Genomic DNA, 18,334 nt, shown 5'->3' with positions numbered 1-18,334 from the left:
GGCCGAGCCGCGTCACGTTCCCCTTCCGGGTCCTGCGGGGGGCTACTTCAGTACGAGCGAGGTCCACGACTTGACCCACTGGTCCCGGTCGGCGGCGATCTTCGCGGGGGCCATGGTCTCGGGGTCCTCGGCCTGCGGACCGTACTTCGTGAACTCGGCCGGCACGGTCGCCCCCTCGACCACCGGGTAGACGAACATGTTGAGCGGCATGTCCTGCTGGAACTCCTTGGTCAGCAGGAAGTCGATGAAGGCCTTGCCGCCCTTGGTGTTCTTGGCGTTGCTGAGCAGTCCCGCGTACTCGGTCTGCCGGAAGCAGGTGCCGTACGACACCCCGGTCGGCGCGGTGGTCGGCTTCGGGTCGCCGTATATGACCTCGGCGGGCGGCGAGGAGGCGTACGAGACGACGAGGGGCCGGTCGCCGCCCGCCTTCTTGCCACCGGCGGAACCGGAGAACTCCTGGTCGTAGGCCTGCTCCCAGCCGTCGACGACCTTCACGCCGTTGGCCTTGAGCTGCTTCCAGTAGCCCTGCCAACCTCCATCCCCGTACTGCGCGGCGCTGCCGAGCAGGAAGCCGAGGCCGGGTGAGGAGGTGGCCGCGTTCTCGGTGACGAGGAGGTTCTTGTACTCGGGCTTGACCAGGTCCGCGAAGGTGGCCGGCGGGGTCAGCCTGTGCTTGGTGAAGTACGCCTTGTCGTAGTTGACGCAGATGTCGCCGGTGTCGATGGGCGTGACCCGGTGCTTGGTCTCGTCGACGCGGTACGCGGGCTTGACGGTGGCGGAGCCCTTCGCGTCGTAGGACTGGAAGAGGCCGTTGTCGAGAGCGCGGGAGAGCAGGGTGTTGTCGACTCCGAAGAAGACGTCGCCCTGGGGGTTGTCCTTGGTCAGGATCGCCTTGTTGACGGCCTGCCCGGCGTCGCCGTCCTTGAGGACCTTGACGGTGTACCCGGACTGGCTCTCGAAGTCTTTCAGCACGCTCTTCGAGACGGCCCACGAGTCGTGGCTGACGAGGGTGACGGTCTTGTCGGATCCGGAGCCGCCGCTCCCGTCCGACCCCGACCCGCACGCGGAGAGCGTGACCAGGCCGAGGCCCACGAGGACAGCACAGTACTTCTTGGTGTTCACGGTGATGACCGAACTTCCTACCCAGAATGACCTGGGCGAGGTTCAGAGGGTCTGCGGCCCGATTGCCGCACTCTCAGCGCTGCGCGCTCCCCTGTCGGATATGAAGGTGTACGTACAGGTGGTACGGGTGAAGGTTACCTCTCGGTGGCCGCCAGCTGACCGCACGCTCCGTCGATCTCCTGGCCACGGGTGTCCCGGACGGTGACCGGCACCCCATGGGCCGCGATGGCCTCGACGAACGCCTTCTCGTCCTCGGGGCGGGAGGCCGTCCACTTCGAGCCCGGCGTCGGGTTGAGCGGGATCAGGTTGACGTGCACGGGCTTGCCCTTGAGGAGGCGGCCGAGCCGATCGCCGCGCCACGCCTGGTCGTTGATGTCACGGATCAGCGCGTACTCGATGGACAGCCGGCGTCCCGACTTCGCCGCGTACTCCCAGCCGGCGTCGAGGACCTCGCGCACCTTCCACCGGGTGTTCACGGGGACCAGGGTGTCGCGCAGCTCGTCGTCGGGCGCGTGCAGCGAGATCGCGAGCCGGCACTTGAAGCCCTCGTCCGCGAAGCGGTGGATCGCCGGGACGAGTCCGACCGTCGAGACGGTGATCCCGCGCTGCGAGAGCCCGAGGCCGTCCGGCTCGGGGTCGGTGAGGGCGCGGATGGACTGGACGACCCTCCTGTAGTTGGCGAGGGGCTCGCCCATGCCCATGAAGACGATGTTGGAGAGGCGGGCGGGACCGCCGGGAATCTCGCCGTCGCGCAGCGCGCGCATCCCGTCCACGATCTGGTGCACGATCTCACCGGTCGACAGATTGCGATCGAGGCCGGCCTGTCCGGTGGCGCAGAACGGGCAGTTCATGCCACACCCCGCCTGCGAGCTGATGCACATGGTGACCCGGTCCGGGTACCGCATCAGCACGGACTCGACGAGCGTCCCGTCGAACAGCCGCCACAGCGTCTTGCGGGTGGTCTCCTGGTCGGTCGACAGATGCCGTACGACCGTCATCAGCTCAGGGAGCAGCGCTTCCTGCAGCTTGGCGCGCGAACCGGCGGGGATGTCGGTCCACTCCGCCGGGTCGTGCGCGAGGCGTGCGAAGTAGTGCTGCGAGAGCTGCTTGGCGCGAAAGGGCTTCTCCCCGATCGCGGCGACGGCTTCCTTGCGCTCGGCGGGCGTGAGATCGGCAAGGTGCCGCGGCGGCTTCTGGGCTCCGCGGGGGGCGACGAATGTGAGTTCTCCGGGCTTAGGCATGGCTGTACCAGTGTCGCAGATCGTTTGACGTGATCCGTTTACGGTGATCCGCTTCACCCGGTCTCAGCCGATGTGCTCCAGGTGCTCCTTCAGGAGCTTCTCGTTGTGGGGCATCTCGCGTCGGACCTGGGGGCGGACGACGAGGGGCAGCAGGACCTTGCCGATGCCGTGTCCCTCGAAGTCGAGGTCCATCGTCACCCGGGTACGGCGGCCGTCGTCGACGGGTGAGATCTCGCCGCGGAAGGTGCCCCTGATGGGGCCGTCGATCCCGCGCACGGTCCAGGAGTGCGGCGGCTGGAACTCGGTGCACTCCATGGTCATCGCCATGTCGCGGCGACCCACGTGCCGGGTGACGCGGACCCGGGAACCGAGGCCGAAAGGTCGGTCGTCGAGCTGCTGCGCGGACACCGCGCTCTCCTGCCACTCGCGGAGGTGGGAGGGGTCGATGACGTACTCCCAGGCGTCCTCGGGACGGCAGTCCACGTCGAACTCTTCATGGAAGGCGGACATGACGCCCTCCTTCGTTCAGGGCGGTCCCCCTTTTGTGAGGGCTTACACCGAAATCGTACGACCGGGCGCCCCCGTCCTGTACAGGTCGGGGGCGCCCGGAATGCCGTAGGACCGGACGACCTCAGGCCGAACCCACGAACAGCACGAACAGCAGCCACACCACCGGCGCCGTCGGCAGCAAGGAGTCCAGGCGGTCCATGATGCCGCCGTGGCCCGGCAGCAGGGTGCCCATGTCCTTGATGCCGAGGTCCCGCTTGATCATGGACTCGCCGAGGTCGCCCAGCGTGGCGCTGGCCGCGACCGCGAGGCCCAGCAGCAGCCCCTGCCACCAGCTGCCGTCGTCGATCAGGAACTGCATGCACAGCGCGCCCGCCACCATCGCGAAGGACACCGCTCCGAAGAGGCCCTCGCGGGTCTTTCCGGGGCTGATGCGCGGGGCGAGCTTGTGCGTGCCGAAGCGCCAGCCGACGGCGTAGGCGCCCGTGTCGCTGACGACCGTCAGCAGCAGGAACGTCATGACCCGCCAGGCGCCGTCGTCCGCGGTGAGCATCAGGGCGACGAATGTGGCCAGGAACGGCACGTAGAACGCCGCGAAGACGCCCGCCGTGACGTCCTTGAGGTAGCCCTCCGGCGGTTCCGTCATCCGCCAGACCAGGACGGCCAGCGCGGTGAGCGCCATGGCGACCCAGGCGCCCTCGGGACCCCGGACGTAACCGGCGACGACCATCGCCGCACCGCCGACCGCGAGGGGCACGAGGGGCGCCTTGATGCCCTTGCGCTCCTGCAACCGTGAGGTCAGCTCCCACAGGCCCACCACGACGGCGACCGCTATCACGCCGACGAACACGGCCTTGACGACGAACAGGGACGCGATGATCACCGCGCCGAGTCCGACCCCGACCCCTATGGCCGCACCGAGGTCCCGGCCCGCGCTCTTCTTCTGCGGGGCGGGCGCCGGTGGCGGGACGTCGGGCATGGGCTCCGGATTCTGCGGCACCGCCCCGTAGGGCTGCGCCTGCGGCGTGTCAAAGGGCTCCGTCCGCGGGTCGTACGACGGCGACTGCCGTACGTCGTACGGCGGTTGCTGCGTCTCGTCGCGGAACGTCTCGTCGCGGAACAAGGGGCCGCTCAGCCGAGCGGCCCCCCGGTCGTCATCCTGGTGTCCGCCGTATGCGGGCTCGTCGGGCACGATGGGCATGGGGCGAGTCTGCTGCGCCTCAGGCGCATCGTACGTGGGACCCGCCGGGGCAGCCCCCTGGACAGGCCCCTGGTCGGACGGCCCCCAGTACCCGGCTTGTGGCGGTGCCCCCCAGGAAGAGTCGTTCATCAGACCTCTAGCAGCTCCGCTTCCTTGTGCTTGAGGAGTTCGTCCACCTGGGCGACGTACTTCGCCGTGGTGTCGTCGAGCTCCTTCTCGGCGCGGCGGCCCTCGTCCTCGCCGATGTCGCCGTCCTTGATCGCCTTGTCGATCGCTTCCTTGGCCTTGCGGCGGATGGAACGGATCGAGATCTTGGAGTCCTCGGCCTTGGTCTTGGCGACCTTGATGTACTCCTTGCGGCGCTCCCCGGTCAGCTCCGGGAACGTCACACGGATGATGTTGCCGTCGTTGCTCGGGTTGACGCCGAGGTCCGAGTCGCGGATCGCCTGCTCGATGTTGCGCAGCGCGCTCTTGTCGAACGGGGTCACCACGGCCATGCGCGGCTCCGGCACGGAGAACGAAGCCAGCTGGTTGATCGGTGTCAGTGCGCCGTAATAGTCGGCCACGATCTTGTTGAACATCGCCGGGTGCGCACGGCCGGTGCGGATCGCGGCGAAGTCCTCCTTGGCGACCACGACGGCCTTCTCCATCTTCTCCTCGGCTTCGAGGAGGGTCTCTTCGATCACCACTTGCTCCTGCGTGTCTTGAGTAGGCCCGGCTGCTGTGCTGTGTCGGCGTCGGCGGCCGGCTGCGTCGCGTCTTCTTCCTGCACGGTTCCCGACCGGCAGGACATTGTCCATCCCCCGGTCAGGGTCATCAGCCCTGGCTGCCTTGGTCACCCACAAGCGTGCCGATCTTCTCACCCTTGACGGCGCGGGCGATATTGCCCTCCGCCAGAAGCTCGAAGACCAGGATCGGAAGCTTGTTGTCGCGGCACAGGGTGATGGCGGTCATGTCCGCGACCTTGAGGTCCTGGGTGATGACCTCGCCGTAGCTGAGCGCGTCGAACTTGACGGCCTCGGAGTTCGTCTTCGGGTCGGAGTCGTAGACCCCGTCCACACCGTTCTTGCCCATGAGCAGCGCCTCGGCGTTGATCTCCAGGGCGCGCTGGGCGGCGGTGGTGTCGGTGGAGAAGTACGGCATGCCCATACCGGCGCCGAAGATGACCACGCGGCCCTTCTCCAGGTGGCGCACGGCGCGCAGCGGGATGTACGGCTCGGCGACCTGACCCATGGTGATGGCGGTCTGGACGCGGCTGTCGATGCCCTCCTTCTCCAGGAAGTCCTGGAGGGCGAGGCAGTTCATCACGGTGCCGAGCATGCCCATGTAGTCGGAGCGCGCCCGGTCCATGCCGCGCTGCTGGAGTTCGGCGCCGCGGAAGAAGTTGCCGCCGCCGATGACGACGGCGACCTCCGCGCCGTCCCGGACGACGGCCGCGATCTCACGGGCGATCTTGTGCACCACGTCGGGGTCGACGCCCAGGCCCCCGCCGCCGGAGAAGGCTTCCCCGGACAGCTTCAACATGAACCGGCCGCGTACCTTGCCGTCGTCGCTCTTCTGGGCCTTGGTGGTCATGACGTTCTCGCCTCTTTTACGTGGTCGCACATACGAAGAAGGCCACTGCCGGTGGGGTGTCTGTCGCATCCCATGCTCGGCAATGGCCTCCTCGTCAGATCTGCTGTCGTCCGCCACGCGCGCGTGCGCGACGGCGTACCGGGCCGACTGCTGACGACCCTAGCGGGATTCCGCCGGGCGCCGCGCGTCGATCGCGGTACGGACTCAGATGCCGACCTTGATGCGCGTGAAGCGCTTCAGGGTGACACCCGCCTCGTCCAGAACCTTCTGGACGGACTTCTTGGGGTCGAGCGCGTATGGCTGACCGAGCAGCGTCGCGTCCTTGAAGAAGCCGTTGACGCGACCCTCGACGATCTTGGCGATCGCGGCCTCGGGCTTGCCCTCGGCGCGGGTGGTCTCCTCGGCGATACGGCGCTCGGACTCGACGACCTCGGCCGGCACGTCGTCCTTGGCCAGGTACTTCGGCGCGAAGGCGGCGATGTGCTGGGCGACACCGCGGGCGACCTCGGCGTTCGGCTTGTCCAGCTCGACGAGGACACCGATCTGCGGCGGCAGGTCGGGCATCGTGCGGTGCATGTACGCGGCGACGTAGCCGTCGGCGTACTGGGCGAAGCGGTCCAGGACGATCTTCTCGCCCAGGTTCGCGTTGGCCTCGTCGACGAACGCCTGAACCGTCTTGCCGGACTCGATCTCGGACGCGAGGAGCGCCGCGATGTCGGCCGGGGAGGTCGCGGCGACGTGCTGCGCGATCTGGTTGGCGACGGCCTGGAACTTCTCGCCCTTGGCGACGAAGTCTGTCTCGCACTTCAGCTCGACCAGGACACCGGAGGTGTTGTCGTCGGCGATGACGGAGACCACGGCGCCGTTCTCGGCGGAGCGGCCCTCGCGCTTGGCGACGCCCTTCTGGCCCTTGATGCGGAGCGCCTCGACGGCCTTCTCGACGTTGCCGTCGGCCTCGTCCAGCGCCTTCTTGCAGTCCATCATGCCGGCGCCGGTGAGCTCACGGAGCTTCTTGACGTCGGCGGCGGTGTAGTTCGCCATGATCTGAAAATCTCTTCTCGGAGTTCGAAGTCTCGAAGTCGGCGGCGGCCGCGTGGTGAGCGGGCTTCCGCCAAAGATCTACGGGCTACGAAGATCTAGGGGCTGTGAGTGAACGGCGGGTGGCGCGGTCGGCACCACCCGCCGTCACTTCGGCTCAGCCCTTGGCCCGGAAGGTCAGGCCGTTGACCGGAGGGGTCAGGCCTGCTCGGCGTCGGCGACCGGAGCGGCCTCGACCTCGGCGGCGGGCGCCTCGACCTCGGCAGCGGCCTCGGGGGCGGGAACCTCGTCGGCCTGCTCGGCGTCGGCGACCTTCTCCGTCTCGGCGGAGGTCTGGACCTCGGCGGCGGGGGCCTCGTCGGCCTTCTTCTCGCCTTCGAGCAGGTCGCGCTCCCACGCGGCGAGCGGCTCGCCGGCGGCCTTGTCACCCTTGGCCTCGGCGGCGACACCGGAGCGGCTGATGAGGCCCTCGGCGACGGCGTCGGCGATCACGCGGGTGAGCAGGGTGACGGAGCGGATCGCGTCGTCGTTGCCCGGGATCTTGTAGTCGACCTCGTCGGGGTCGCAGTTCGTGTCGAGGATGGCGACGACCGGAATGTTGAGCTTCCGGGCCTCACCGACCGCGATGTGCTCCTTCTTGGTGTCCACGATCCAGACGGCGCTGGGAACCTTGGACATCTCGCGGATACCACCGAGGGTCTTCTCCAGCTTGGCCTTCTCGCGCGAGAGCACGAGAAGCTCCTTCTTGGTGAGACCGGACGCGGCGACGTCCTCGAAGTCGATCTGCTCCAGCTCCTTGAGGCGCTGCAGACGCTTGTAGACGGTGGAGAAGTTGGTGAGCATGCCGCCCAGCCAGCGCTGGTTGACGTAGGGCATGCCGACGCGGGTGGCCTGCTCGGCGATGGCCTCCTGCGCCTGCTTCTTCGTGCCGACGAACATGACCGTGCCGCCGTGGGCGACGGTCTCCTTGACGAACTCGTAGGCGCGGTCGATGTACGACAGCGACTGGAGCAGGTCGATGATGTAGATGCCGTTGCGCTCGGTGAAGATGAAGCGCTTCATCTTCGGGTTCCAGCGACGGGTCTGGTGACCGAAGTGGACGCCGCTTTCCAGCAGCTCCCGCATCGTGACGACGGCCATGGCCGTTCTCCTTGGTTTTCTCGGTTGTGCCGCGAGCACCGGGACGGCACTCGCGCCTGACGCCCACATGCGCGTGCCCAGAGGACCGAGGAGCGCTGACACCGGATTCGTCTCTCGACGGAGGACCAGATGTCGGGGCGTGCGAAGTCGACCCGGTGACCCGGATCGCCAAAGGAAGTGTACGGGACCCGCGAGGTACCGGGTGACGCCGTTGTCCACAGGCACCCGGCGGTCCACAGGTCCCGGCCATGATCGACGCGGGTACGGCACGGTTTGTGCCATGCGAACACGACGGCGTCCACGACATCCGCACACGGCGCTGGCCTTGATGCTGGCCTTCTTCCTGACCCTGCTGACCTGCGCGGCCCGTGCGGACGAGGCCCCTCCACCGACACCGGCCGGCGTCCCACCCCCTCCCGTACCGGCCATCGCCCGCACCTGGCCCGTCGGTTCCCACCCCTTGGTCCTACGAGGCTGGGACCCCCCGGCGACGCTCTACGCCCGGGGCCACCGAGGCGTGGACCTGGCGACCGCGGCGGGCGCTCCGGTACGGGCGGTGGCGGCGGGCCGGGTGTCGTTCGCGGGCCGGGTGGCGGGGAGAGGGGTGGTCGCGGTGGAACTGACGGGCACGGACCTCCGCACGACCTACGAACCGGTGACCGCATCGGTGAAGAAGGGCGACGAGGTGGAGGCGGGCGAGGCGGTGGGGACGGTGGAACTCACGGGCTCGCACTGCGGCGCGACTCCGTGCGTGCACTGGGGCTTACTGAGAGGGGAGGTGTATTTGGACCCACTGGGGCTACTGCCCCCATGGCTGCTGAATCGGGGGCCATCACGCTTGTTGCCGGTGCTCAGCTCTTAGGGGCCCGCCCCTCTTGCTGCCTGTGCTCAGCCTTCAGGGTCTTGTCCATCTTGCAGCCCGTCCTGGGAACGCCCGTCTTTCAGGGGCGCGGGGAACTGCGCGACCAGCCCCCACCGGCCCGCAGACAACACTCAGCCTTCTACGCCCCGCAAAGCCATACTCACCGCAGCCTCAGTAATCACCGAGGGATCCTCCGCAGCCCCCAGCTCGATCCGCCGCACAGCCGCATCGACAACCCCCTGAAGCAACATCGCCGCCAACCGCGGCTCCGCATGCCCCATCTCCGCCAACGCCTCGACGATCATCGCGACCAGCCCGCCGTGCGCGGCGCGGATCTTCTCCCGCGCCCCGGCGTCCAGTTCACTCGCGGAGATGGCGACGACAGCCCGATGCCGCCGGTCCCCGACCAGGGCCAGCTGCTGCCGCACATACGCTTCGACCTTGCCCTCGGCGGAGCCGGCCCGCTCCATCGCCGCCGACACATCCGCCGCCCAGACGGGGAAGTCGACCTCGCAGAGTTCCTCGACGACGGCGGCCCGCGAGCGGAAGTACTCGTACACGGAGGACCGCGCCAGACCCGTCCGCTCGGCCAGGGCCGGGAAGGTCAGCGCCTCCGTCCCACCTTCGGACAGCAGGGAACGAGCCGCGTCCAGCAGGGCGGCTCGCTGCATCGACCGGTGCTCGGCCACGGAGGCCGCTCGAATCCTTGGCACGTCAACCACTCTACGGACGGTCCACCCCCGACGGGAGTGACCTGGGCCATGCAGGCACGATTCTGCGAGGGCGAGAAGGCGGTACGGCTTTCGCTCAACGGCCGAAACTGGCCAGCTTGGCGCGCAGCTGCAGCACGGACTTGGTGTGGATCTGGCTGACCCGGCTCTCGGTCACCCCGAGCACGTTGCCGATCTCGGCGAGGGTCAGGCCCTCGTAGTAGTAGAGCGTGACGACGGTCTTCTCCCGCTCGGGCAACGTGTTGATCGCCCGCGCCAGGAACCGCCGCAGCTCCCGCCCCTCCGCCACCTCCACCGGGTTGTCGGCGGCGGTGTCCTCCAGGGTGTCCATCAGGCTGAGCCGGTCGCCGCCCTCGCCGCCGGCGTGCAGCAGCTCCTCCAGCGCCACCACGTTGGCCAGCGACAACTGGCTGAAGACGGCGTGGAGTTCGTCCACCGCGATGCCCATCTCGGCGGCCACCTCGCCCTCGCTGGGGGTACGCCTGAGCCGCGCCTCCAGCGTGGCGTACGCCCGCTCCACGTTCCGCGCCTTCTGCCGCACCGAGCGCGGGATCCAGTCCAGCGCGCGCAGCTCGTCGATCATCGCGCCCCGGATACGGGTGATCGCGTACGTCTCGAACTTGATCTCCCGCTCGATGTCGAACTTCTCGATGGCGTCGATCAGTCCGAACACCCCCGACGACACGAAGTCCGCCTGCTCGACATTGGGCGGCAGCCCGACGCTCACCCGCCCCGCGACGTATTTCACGAGCGGCGAGTAGTGCAGGATCAGCTGCTCGCGCAGCCGCTCGTCGCCCGTTGTCTTGTACGACCGCCACAGCTCGTCGAGCGTCGAGGGAGCGGGCGGCCGGACGCTGCCACCGTCACGGGCGGCTGGGGGGATCGCCGCCCGGTCGGACCCGGAGGTGTGCTGGGGCATTCGTCGCCTTGTGCCGTTCTGCCGTGAAGTGGGGTTGCCTGGGTGAGCTGTCGGAGTGATGGGGAGTTACCGGTCTGTTTGCCGGTCTGTGCCGGAATCCCCGTGAGCGTAGCGTGACTGGAGTGTCGCGGTGTGCGAAGGGAAGGGCTCGGACCGGCCACGGACGCGTTCGACAGGGTGCCGGAACGGGTCACTCCAGTCGCTCTGCGTGATCATCGGAATGCGCCAACTGCGGGAATTCCCAAGGGTGTCGGGGTTCCCCCGGACGGCCGAACACACTCGGTCAGCGGCGCCCCCGATCCGGCCGGACCGAGATCATCGCCTGGCGTGTCAACTTCCAGCCGTCGCCGTGTCGTTCGACGTAACCAAGTGCTCGGAGTTCGTACAGTCTCGCGACCGCGTCGTCCTCCGTGGTCTGCGCACCCCGGGCGATCTCCCGCGCCGCTGCCGCCCTGTTGCCGGGGAGCGCGGCGAGGATGCGGCGGGCGGCCGGTTCCAACAGGTCGCGCGGGAGCACCGGTCCGCGTCGGTCCGGGGCCAGTTCGCCCATGTCGCCGACCAGTTCGACGACTTCGGCGGCGTCGGTGACCAGCACCGCGTCCCCGCGCAGGAGTTCGTGCACACCGGCGGACAGCCCGCTGGTGGCCGGGCCGGGCACGCCCATGGTGTGGCGCCCCAGCCGCTGCGCCGCCCGGGCCGTGACGAGCGATCCGCTGCGATACGCGGCCTCGACCACCACGGTGCCCCTGGTGAGCGCGGCGATCACTCTGTTCCGGAGGATGAACCTGCTCGATGTCGGATGCTCGCCGGGTGGCAACTCGCCCACCACGAGCCCCTGTTCGGCGATCCTGCCGATCAACTGGGCGTGGCCGCGCGGGTAGGGCCGGTCCACTCCGCAGGCGAGTACGGCGATGGTGGCACCGCCCGCGCCGAGGGCGCCGCGATGTGCGGCACCGTCGACGCCGTAGGCACCCCCGGACACGACGATCCAGCCGTCCTGGGCGAGGTCGGCGGCGAGGGTGACCGCCATGTGGGCGCCGTACTCGGTGCAGGCGCGGGCGCCGACGACGGCGACCGACTTGAGCGCCCACACCCGCAGGCTGGGCCGCCCGCGCACCCACAGTCCGACGGGCCGCGCGTCCCCGAGGTCGTCGAGCTGGGCGGGCCACTCGGTGTCGCCGGGGCACACGAACCGCACCCCGGCCTCCCGCGCCACCTCCAGGTCCCGCCCCGGCTCGACCGACTCGGCCCGCGCGCACAGCCCGGCCCACCGTTTGTCGGTGACCCCGGTGAGCTGTGGCCCTCCGTCCCGCAGCCGCCGGGCCACTTCCACGGCTCCCAGCTCACGAATCCACCGACCGGCCACTTCGTCGCCGGGTTCGAGGACCCGGGCGAGGAGGACACGGGCGTGGAACTCGTCGCCCGGGTCCTCGTGCGCGGTCATACCAGCGCCCCGAGGGTCATCGACGCGCCTCGTGAGACACCGGTGCGCAGTTGCAGGGCGAGGAGCACGTCCGTGTCGTCGGGCCGGTCGTGGCCCTTGAGGTCCGCGACCGTCCAGGCCACCCGCAGGACCCGGTCGATCCCGCGCGCGGTCAGCGCGCCCCGCTCCAGACTGCGTTCGGCCTCGTCCATCGCCCCGCGCACGGCCTGCCAGCGGCTGCGCAGCTCACGGCCGGGCACCTCGCTGTTGGTGCGCCAGGGAGTGTCCGCGAGGCGTGCCCCCGCCCGCTCCCTGGCCGCCCGCACCCGGTCCGCGACCGTCGCGGTGGTCTCTCCTCGCGCGCCGCACGCGCTGAGGTCTTCCCGTGTGACGCGGTCCACCGTGACCCGCAGGTCCACCCGGTCGAGCAGCGGTCCGGAGATCCGGGCCTGATAGCGGCGGATCGACGTGGACGGGCAGTCGCAGAAGTCGTTCTTCTGGGAGTAGCGGCCGCAGGGGCAGGGATTGGCCGCGAGCACCATCTGGAACCGCGCCGGGAACCGCACCACACCCGCGCTACGGGCGATCACGACGTACCCCGACTCCAGTGGCTGCCGCAGCGCGTCGAGTGCCTGGCCGCTGAACTCCGGAGTCTCGTCGAGGAAGAGAATTCCCCGGTGCGACAGGGACACCGCTCCGGGCCTCGCCATGTGGGGTCCGCCCCCGACGAGGGCCTGCATCGTGGCCGAGTGGTGCGGGGCGCAGTAGGGGGCGACGTCGATCAAGGGTTTCCCCGGAGGCAGCAGGCCCGCCACCGAGTGGACCGCCGTGACCTCCAGGGAGTCCTGCCGGCTGAGGCGGGGCAGGATCGCGGGCATCCGCTCGGCCAGCATGGTCTTGCCCGCGCCCGGCGGACCTTCGAGGAAGAGGTGGTGTCCGCCGGCCGCGGCGATCTCCGCCGCTGTGCGCGCCGCGCCCTGCCCGACGACATCGGCGAGGTCATGACCGGGGTCGTAGTGCGCCGCTCCCATGCTGTGCATGCCCGTGGCCGCCCCGGTGCCCGGCATGCGCAGGCCGGCGAGGAGCGGATCGGGCCGTCCCAGGTCGTCCGGTTCCTCGTCGGGGACGGGCTCGTCCGCGAGTACGGCGATCAGTTGCCGCAGGCTGCGGACGCCGAGCACGGACACCCCGGGCACGAGGGACGCCTCGGCGGCGGCGCACTCCGGCACCACCACCTGCTCGTACCCCGCGTCCGCGGCCGCCAGCACTGCGGGCAGGATCCCCCGGACCGGGCGGACCCTCCCGTCGAGTCCCAGCTCGCCGATCATCACGATGTCGGCGAGCACCCGGGGATCGATCCGTTCGGCCGCGCCGAGTACCGCCGCGGCGACGGCCATGTCGAAGCCGCTGCCGCTCTTCGGCACCGACGCCGGGCTCAGGCCCACCGTCAGTTTCTTCTGCGGCCAGGCGGCGCCCGAGTTGACGACCGCGGCCCGCACCCGGTCCTTGCTCTCCGTGAGGCTCTTGTCGGGCAGGCCCACCAGGGTGAACGCGGCGACGCCGGGTTCGAGGTCGGCCTGGACCTCGACGACGACGCCCTCGACGCCCACCAGCGCCACCGAGCACGTACGAGCGAACCCCATCTCAGACCACCCCTCGCGCGTGCTCGACGACGGGTGCGCCACGGCCGGGCACCAGCACGCCCACCAGGTCGATGCGGACACCGCCCGGTGGCGCGCCTCCGTGGGCGTGGATCCAGCATTCAGCGAGGCCGCGCAGGCGCTCCGCCTTCTCGGGGGTCACGGCGGCCATCGGGTGCTCGTAGGCACCGACCCGCCGTGTCTTGACCTCGCAGACCACCAGGACGTCGCCGTCCCGCGCCACGATGTCGATCTCGCCGGTCCTGCCACAGCGCCAGTTGCGCTCCAGGACCGTCATACCGGCCGCGACCAGCCGTCGTGCGGCCACCGTCTCACCGAACTTGCCGAGTGCACTGCGTGCGTTCATGTCGGCACCACCTCCGGAGCCAACCGTCACGCAGAACGGTCCACCGAGTGGATCTTGGTGGACCGTTCAGTGGTTGTGGAGAACTCCGTCACCCACACGAGCGACGGATGCCCCGCGAAGAGCCGCCGTCAGCCGCCCGGCAGCTCCAGATCGCTCTTGTTCAGCTCCTCGATGTTCACGTCCTTGAATGTGAGCACCCTGACCTGCTTCACGAAGCGAGCCGGTCGATACATGTCCCACACCCAGGCGTCCGCCATGGACACCTCGAAGAAAACCTCGCCCTGGACCGAGTGCACCTGCATCTCGTAGTCGTTGGTGAGGTAGAAGCGCCGTTCGGTCTCGATCACGTATTTGAACAGACCGACGACATCGCGGTACTCCCGGTAGAGCTTCAGCTCCATCTCGGTCTCGTACTTTTCGAGGTCCTCGGCGCTCATGGCATGTTCCCCTTCAGCCGTGCGATCCCACCATTGTGCGCCAGTCCCGTGCGCCCCTAGACGATTTCCGTGTCAAGGGTCACCGGCCCGGCCGGGGGCCCTTCGTCGATCAGCCTGCGGAGCAGCTCGGCGAGTCTGGTCGGATACACCGTCTCATGCGCCCGCTCCAGTTCCCGGCACGTCCACCAACGTGCTCCGGAGACGCTGCGCCGCTCCAGCTCGGTGAGGGCCGTGGCGCCGGGCACCCCGTCGGCCGTGGCGGCCGTCCTGGCCAGGTAGTACCACTCGTCCTGGTCCCAGCGGCGGCCCGCGAACGGGAAGGAGCACGTCCGGGTCCACAGCACCGGGCCGAGCTCCACCTGGGTGATCCCGGTCTCCTCCGCGAGTTCCCGCAGCGCGGCCTCCTCGTGGGTCTCGTCGCCCTCCAGGCCGCCGCCCGGCGTGAACCACCAGTCGTCGGCCGGATCGTCCGGCTCGTGGCCGTGGAGCAGCAGGATGCGGTCCTGCGGGTCGAGGAGGACCACCCGGGCGACCCTGCGCAGCCCGCCCTCGTACGAGTCGCCGTGGGCGCCCTCCTCGGTGGCCTCAGCGGGCACCGGCGGGCTCCGTACGGGTGCGGGAGCGGCGGCCGGCCAGCAGCTTGGCGACGGGGCCGTAGGCGCCGCCGCCGAGGACGAGCACCGCGCCCGCGACGATGAGGGCGACGACCGTCCGCAGCGGGCCCTGCTGGGAGAGGCCGCCGAGTTCCTCGAAGCCGGTGGGACGCTCCAGCATGCCCTTCATGGGCCACACCACGGCGTCCACGCGGGCGTTCACGGCGCTGCTGGCGACGGTGCCGCCGGCCACGTCCGTGAGGTGGGCGCTGGAGTCCAGGGAGCCCTGACGCTCGTCGCCGAGCAGGAAGAGGCGGCCCTTGGGGACCTTCACCGTCGGGATCGTCTTGTCCTCGACCGCGCCGCCCTTGAGGTAGCCCTCGTCGATCTGCTTGCCGTTGACGACCAGCTTGCCGTTCGTGCAGCAGGAGACGGTGTCGCCGCCGACCGCGACGACGCGCTTGACCACGGGCGCGTTCGTCACCCAGGTCTTGTCGGTGAAGACGACGACGTCGCCCCGGCGCACCTCGCTGCCGTCGATGCGCTGCGCCAGCACCCGGTCGCCCATGTCGATGGTCGGCGTCATGGAGCTGGTGGGCACCGTGTACGGCCGGTAGACCACCGCTCCCCAGCCGAATCCGCCGAGGAACAGCACAAGGCCCAGTGCGACGGCCAGCCCGGACAACCGCTGTCCGGTCCGGCTGCCCACCGGGCCCTTGCCAGTGCCACCGCCGGTACGCGGGGCCGTACGTGTTGCGCTCTCGCCACCCATGGGTCCGCACCCTACCCGGCGGTACCGAGGGTGGTCAGCCCTTCCTCCGGGACCAAGGTCACAAGCTCTACAAGGCCTTTACCCGACCTTGGCGGACCGCCTGCGGCGCCACAGGGCCAGCGGCAGCACGCCGACGAGGGCGAGGCCCTCCGGAGCGGCCGTCAGCAGCCGGGAGGCCGAGGCCTGGGTGTTGATGCCGGTCTGGTCGAAGGTGTCCGGGATCGGCAGAGTGCCCCAGCGGTTGATGGGCCAGGCCTTGACGATCGCGCGGCCGACGACCTCCTTCACCGGGACCATGCCGTGGTGCTTGTCGGACTGGTTGTAGCGCGAGTCCCGCGAGTTCTGCCGGTGGTCGCCCATCACCCAGATGTCGCCCTTGGGGACCTTGACGGTGAACTGACCGCCCTGGTCGTCGTTGGTGCACGGGGTGTTGCCCGGGTAGACGTACGGCTCGTTCAGCGCCTTGCCGTTGACCATCAGCGGGCCGGTGCCGCTGCAGGAGACCGTGTCGCCGCCGACGCCGATGACCCGCTTGATCAGGTCCTTCTCCTGGGCCGACGGCATCAGGCCGATCCAGCTCAGCACCGTCTGCAGGGCGTTGGGGTTCGCCGTCGGCTCGCCCGCCAGCCAGTCGTCCGGGTCGTGGAAGACGACGACCTCACCGCGCTCGGGCTCGGAGCCGAACCACGGGGTGAGCTTGTCGACCAGGACGCGGTCACCCTGCTGGAGGGTGTTCTGCATCGAGTCGGAGGGGATCGAGAACGCCTGCACCAGGAACGTCTTGATCAGCAGCGCCAGGACGAGCGCGATGACGATGAGGATCGGCAGCTCCTTCCAGAAGGAGCGCGGCTTCTTCACCGGAGGGGTCGAGTCGCCCGACCCCACTTCCTCGGTCCTGGTCGCGTCGCCCGGCGCCGTACCGTCCTCGTCCGCTCCGGCGTCACTCCCGGAGGTCACGGCGCTGTCCGCGGCCGGGACGGGTGCTTCCACGGGATGTCCCTGGTGCTCCTCGCCGTCGTGTCCGGACCGTGCGCCAACCGCCACATCCCCCACGCCAACTCCTTACTCTGTGCCGCCGCCTGCCCCATCCTCGGCGCAGGCCCACCACTCCCATAACGAGCGGGAGTTCCGCAGGGCTCGGGAGTTGGACCGATCCGTTCGGATCGACCGGGGCAACCCTATGCGACAGTTCGGGACCGGCGGTCGTCCCGGACACGGAGTTGGAAACCGATGCGAAGGTTTTAGGTTCGTTCAGGCTGGTCCAGTGGCCCATCGGCCAGGCGATCACCTTGGCCCGCCCCACCACCGAGGAGAGCGCGACCGTGCCGCCGTAACTGGTGTTCTGGTGTGCCCGGGAGTCGGCCGAGTTGCCGCGGTGGTCGCCCATCACCCACAGCCGGCCCTTGGGGACGGTGATGTCGAACGCCGTCTCGGACGGCGCGTTCCCGGGATACAGGTAGTCGGCCTCGGTCAGGGGAACGCCGTTGACGGTCACCCGCCCTTGCGAGTCGCAGCACTTGACGTGGTCGCCGCCGACGCCGATGACCCGCTTGATGAGGTCCTTCTCGTTGTCGGACGGCAGCAGGCCGATGAACTGGAGGCCTTCCTTGAACTGCTTGATCACGACGGGGTCGTTCTTCTTGGTGGTCTGCTCGTCCGCGAGCCAGCCGCCCGGGTCGTGGAAGACGACGACGTCGCCGCGCTTGGGCTCGGAGCCGAACCACGGGGTGAACTTGTCGACCAGGACCCGGTCCCCGATACGGATCGTCTGCTCCATGGAGCCCGACGGGATCACGAACGCCTGGACGAGGAAGGTCTTCAGGACGAGCGCTATGAGGACGGCGACGCCCACCAGGAGCGGTATCTCCCGGACCGCGCCGCGCCTGCGCCGCCGCTTGACCTTGCGCTGGAGCTTGCGCCGCTCGGCCCGGCTGCGGCCGGCTCCTCCGGCCGGAGCGAGCGCGCCCGCGCGCCGGAAGCCGGTCGGCAGCAGGTTCTCGTTCCCGAAGTTGCCGCCCGGCGCCGCGCCGCGCGGTTTGCCGCGGTTACCCATGGGCGCCGTCCGCGGCGGGTACGCGCGCGTAGGCACCGGGTCGGACGAGGTGGGTCCAGTGCCCGGCGGGCCAGACGATCCAATCGGCCCGTCCGATGACGTCACCAACGGGAATCATGCCTCCGCCCGGGTCGCCCAGGTGATCCCGGGAGTCGCTTGAGTCGCTGCGGTGGTCACCGAGGACGAAGAGGGTGCCTGCGGGCACCACCACGTCGAACGGCACGCTGGACGGGGTGTCACCGGCGTACAGGAACGCCGTCTCGTCGACCGACCGCCCGTTCACCTGGAGCCTCCCCTTCTCGTCGCAGCAGACCACGCGGTCTCCCCCCACACCCACAACGCGCTTGATGTAGTCGGCGTCCCCGAAATAGCCGGTGCCGTCGAACACAACGATGTCGCCGCGCCTCGGATGGGCACCAAAACGGTACGCCAACTTATTTACGAGAACGCGGTCGCCGATCCTCAATCCGGATTCCATGGATCCGCTGGGAATCTGGAAAGGCTGGACCAAGAACATGTTGAGCAGCAGCAGAAACACCAGACAGACCAGGGCAGTCAGGGTGATCCGGCCACCGGGCAGCCACTCGACGACACGCGACAGCAACGCGAAACGCGACCGTCCCTCCGGTCCTCCGGTGTCCGAGATGTCCTCGGAGTCGGAAGGGCGGGAGGAGCGGTCGCGCTCTGTCGGCTGTGGTTCGGTGTCCATCGGA

Annotated in this window: 20 protein-coding genes and 1 riboswitch; of the genes, 1 reads left to right on the top strand and 19 read right to left on the bottom strand. The window is 69.4% G+C overall.

Annotation, left to right across the window (positions count from 1 at the left end):
• Positions 1–42: 42 nt before the first annotated feature.
• The 8 genes from ACIBJH_RS14970 to rpsB all read right to left on the bottom strand — a co-directional run bounded on the left by ACIBJH_RS14970 (position 43) and on the right by rpsB (position 7,824).
• Positions 43–1,122 carry a thiamine ABC transporter substrate binding subunit gene (locus tag ACIBJH_RS14970; protein WP_399117244.1) on the bottom strand — a complete coding sequence of 360 codons (1,080 nt, stop codon included), beginning with the start codon at positions 1,120–1,122 and terminating at the stop codon, positions 43–45.
• Positions 1,119–1,225: riboswitch (TPP riboswitch) on the bottom strand. Its footprint overlaps the gene before it by 4 nt.
• A 31-nt stretch (positions 1,226–1,256) precedes the next feature.
• Positions 1,257–2,363 (bottom strand): 23S rRNA (adenine(2503)-C(2))-methyltransferase RlmN, encoded by a 1,107-nt coding sequence (gene rlmN / locus ACIBJH_RS14965; RefSeq protein WP_399117243.1) that lies wholly within the window; start codon positions 2,361–2,363, stop codon positions 1,257–1,259.
• Positions 2,364–2,426: 63 nt separating this feature from the next.
• Positions 2,427–2,873, bottom strand: coding sequence for an SRPBCC family protein (locus tag ACIBJH_RS14960; protein WP_399117242.1), 447 nt, complete (start codon positions 2,871–2,873; stop codon positions 2,427–2,429).
• A 121-nt stretch (positions 2,874–2,994) separates the two neighbouring features.
• The gene (locus ACIBJH_RS14955) at positions 2,995–4,200 is read right to left on the bottom strand and encodes a phosphatidate cytidylyltransferase (protein ID WP_399117241.1); all 1,206 of its coding nucleotides are present in this window, start codon (positions 4,198–4,200) and stop codon (positions 2,995–2,997) included.
• The gene (frr, locus tag ACIBJH_RS14950) at positions 4,200–4,757 is read right to left on the bottom strand and encodes a ribosome recycling factor (RefSeq protein WP_200716139.1); all 558 of its coding nucleotides are present in this window, start codon (positions 4,755–4,757) and stop codon (positions 4,200–4,202) included. Before frr ends, ACIBJH_RS14955 begins: the two co-directional genes overlap by 1 nt.
• A 130-nt stretch (positions 4,758–4,887) precedes the next feature.
• Positions 4,888–5,646, bottom strand: coding sequence for a UMP kinase (gene pyrH / locus ACIBJH_RS14945; protein ID WP_200685070.1), 759 nt, complete (start codon positions 5,644–5,646; stop codon positions 4,888–4,890).
• 204 nt (positions 5,647–5,850) lie between these two features.
• On the bottom strand, positions 5,851–6,687 hold the full coding sequence (tsf, locus tag ACIBJH_RS14940) for a translation elongation factor Ts (protein WP_399117240.1): 837 nt from the start codon (positions 6,685–6,687) through the stop codon (positions 5,851–5,853).
• Between the two features lie 195 nt (positions 6,688–6,882).
• A complete protein-coding gene (gene rpsB, locus ACIBJH_RS14935) occupies positions 6,883–7,824 on the bottom strand; it encodes a 30S ribosomal protein S2 (protein ID WP_399117239.1) in 942 nt (313 codons plus the stop codon).
• 280 nt (positions 7,825–8,104) lie between these two features.
• Here rpsB and ACIBJH_RS14930 point away from each other — a divergent pair, with 280 nt between their 5' ends.
• On the top strand, positions 8,105–8,686 hold the full coding sequence (locus ACIBJH_RS14930; RefSeq protein ID WP_399117238.1) for a murein hydrolase activator EnvC family protein: 582 nt from the start codon (positions 8,105–8,107) through the stop codon (positions 8,684–8,686).
• A 131-nt stretch (positions 8,687–8,817) separates the two neighbouring features.
• Here the strand turns inward: ACIBJH_RS14930 and ACIBJH_RS14925 are convergent, their stop codons facing one another.
• From ACIBJH_RS14925 to lepB (ACIBJH_RS14875), 11 genes are all read right to left on the bottom strand, one after another.
• The gene (locus ACIBJH_RS14925) at positions 8,818–9,375 is read right to left on the bottom strand and encodes a TetR/AcrR family transcriptional regulator (RefSeq protein ID WP_399117376.1); all 558 of its coding nucleotides are present in this window, start codon (positions 9,373–9,375) and stop codon (positions 8,818–8,820) included.
• Positions 9,376–9,493: 118 nt separating this feature from the next.
• A complete protein-coding gene (gene whiG / locus ACIBJH_RS14920) occupies positions 9,494–10,336 on the bottom strand; it encodes an RNA polymerase sigma factor WhiG (protein ID WP_019068776.1) in 843 nt (280 codons plus the stop codon).
• A 283-nt stretch (positions 10,337–10,619) separates the two neighbouring features.
• Positions 10,620–11,780 carry a DNA-processing protein DprA gene (gene dprA / locus ACIBJH_RS14915; RefSeq protein WP_399117237.1) on the bottom strand — a complete coding sequence of 387 codons (1,161 nt, stop codon included), beginning with the start codon at positions 11,778–11,780 and terminating at the stop codon, positions 10,620–10,622.
• Positions 11,777–13,402 (bottom strand): YifB family Mg chelatase-like AAA ATPase, encoded by a 1,626-nt coding sequence (locus ACIBJH_RS14910; protein WP_399117236.1) that lies wholly within the window; start codon positions 13,400–13,402, stop codon positions 11,777–11,779. Before ACIBJH_RS14910 ends, dprA begins: the two co-directional genes overlap by 4 nt.
• Position 13,403: 1 nt before the next feature.
• Positions 13,404–13,766, bottom strand: coding sequence for a YraN family protein (locus ACIBJH_RS14905; protein ID WP_399117235.1), 363 nt, complete (start codon positions 13,764–13,766; stop codon positions 13,404–13,406).
• Positions 13,767–13,894: 128 nt separating this feature from the next.
• Complete coding sequence (locus tag ACIBJH_RS14900; protein ID WP_003965949.1) at positions 13,895–14,203, bottom strand: DUF2469 domain-containing protein; 309 nt, start codon at positions 14,201–14,203, stop codon at positions 13,895–13,897.
• Between the two features lie 56 nt (positions 14,204–14,259).
• A complete protein-coding gene (locus ACIBJH_RS14895) occupies positions 14,260–14,799 on the bottom strand; it encodes an NUDIX hydrolase (RefSeq protein ID WP_399117234.1) in 540 nt (179 codons plus the stop codon).
• Positions 14,789–15,568: a signal peptidase I gene (gene lepB, locus ACIBJH_RS14890; protein ID WP_399117233.1), complete on the bottom strand. Its 780-nt coding sequence runs from the start codon at positions 15,566–15,568 to the stop codon at positions 14,789–14,791. The genes ACIBJH_RS14895 and lepB (ACIBJH_RS14890) overlap by 11 nt, the downstream gene beginning before the upstream one ends.
• A 78-nt stretch (positions 15,569–15,646) precedes the next feature.
• Positions 15,647–16,621 (bottom strand): signal peptidase I, encoded by a 975-nt coding sequence (lepB, locus tag ACIBJH_RS14885; RefSeq protein ID WP_399117232.1) that lies wholly within the window; start codon positions 16,619–16,621, stop codon positions 15,647–15,649.
• Positions 16,509–17,621 carry a signal peptidase I gene (lepB, locus tag ACIBJH_RS14880; protein ID WP_399117231.1) on the bottom strand — a complete coding sequence of 371 codons (1,113 nt, stop codon included), beginning with the start codon at positions 17,619–17,621 and terminating at the stop codon, positions 16,509–16,511. The genes lepB (ACIBJH_RS14885) and lepB (ACIBJH_RS14880) overlap by 113 nt, the downstream gene beginning before the upstream one ends.
• A complete protein-coding gene (gene lepB / locus ACIBJH_RS14875; protein ID WP_399117230.1) occupies positions 17,614–18,330 on the bottom strand; it encodes a signal peptidase I in 717 nt (238 codons plus the stop codon). Before lepB (ACIBJH_RS14875) ends, lepB (ACIBJH_RS14880) begins: the two co-directional genes overlap by 8 nt.
• Positions 18,331–18,334: the final 4 nt, after the last annotated feature.

Origin of the sequence: Streptomyces sp. NPDC050548 (assembly GCF_044457385.1) — a bacterium.
Lineage (GTDB): Bacteria > Actinomycetota > Actinomycetes > Streptomycetales > Streptomycetaceae > Streptomyces.
This window is presented reverse-complemented; position numbering and strand designations above follow the sequence as displayed.

Bases quoted from the DNA above. Each gene is read 5' to 3' on its own strand.
- ACIBJH_RS14960 (WP_399117242.1), bottom strand. From the start codon at position 2,873: ATGTCCGCCTTCCATGAAGAGTTCGACGTGGACTGCCGTCCCGAGGAC.
- rlmN (WP_399117243.1), bottom strand. From the start codon at position 2,363: ATGCCTAAGCCCGGAGAACTCACATTCGTCGCCCCCCGCGGAGCCCAG.
- dprA (WP_399117237.1), bottom strand. From the start codon at position 11,780: ATGACCGCGCACGAGGACCCGGGCGACGAGTTCCACGCCCGTGTCCTC.
- pyrH (WP_200685070.1), bottom strand. From the start codon at position 5,646: ATGACCACCAAGGCCCAGAAGAGCGACGACGGCAAGGTACGCGGCCGG.
- ACIBJH_RS14955 (WP_399117241.1), bottom strand. From the start codon at position 4,200: ATGAACGACTCTTCCTGGGGGGCACCGCCACAAGCCGGGTACTGGGGG.
- tsf (WP_399117240.1), bottom strand. From the start codon at position 6,687: ATGGCGAACTACACCGCCGCCGACGTCAAGAAGCTCCGTGAGCTCACC.
- ACIBJH_RS14930 (WP_399117238.1), top strand. From the start codon at position 8,105: ATGCGAACACGACGGCGTCCACGACATCCGCACACGGCGCTGGCCTTG.
- rpsB (WP_399117239.1), bottom strand. From the start codon at position 7,824: ATGGCCGTCGTCACGATGCGGGAGCTGCTGGAAAGCGGCGTCCACTTC.
- lepB (WP_399117233.1), bottom strand. From the start codon at position 15,568: ATGGGTGGCGAGAGCGCAACACGTACGGCCCCGCGTACCGGCGGTGGC.
- ACIBJH_RS14900 (WP_003965949.1), bottom strand. From the start codon at position 14,203: ATGAGCGCCGAGGACCTCGAAAAGTACGAGACCGAGATGGAGCTGAAG.
- ACIBJH_RS14910 (WP_399117236.1), bottom strand. From the start codon at position 13,402: ATGGGGTTCGCTCGTACGTGCTCGGTGGCGCTGGTGGGCGTCGAGGGC.
- lepB (WP_399117230.1), bottom strand. From the start codon at position 18,330: ATGGACACCGAACCACAGCCGACAGAGCGCGACCGCTCCTCCCGCCCT.
- ACIBJH_RS14905 (WP_399117235.1), bottom strand. From the start codon at position 13,766: ATGAACGCACGCAGTGCACTCGGCAAGTTCGGTGAGACGGTGGCCGCA.
- whiG (WP_019068776.1), bottom strand. From the start codon at position 10,336: ATGCCCCAGCACACCTCCGGGTCCGACCGGGCGGCGATCCCCCCAGCC.
- lepB (WP_399117231.1), bottom strand. From the start codon at position 17,621: ATGGGTAACCGCGGCAAACCGCGCGGCGCGGCGCCGGGCGGCAACTTC.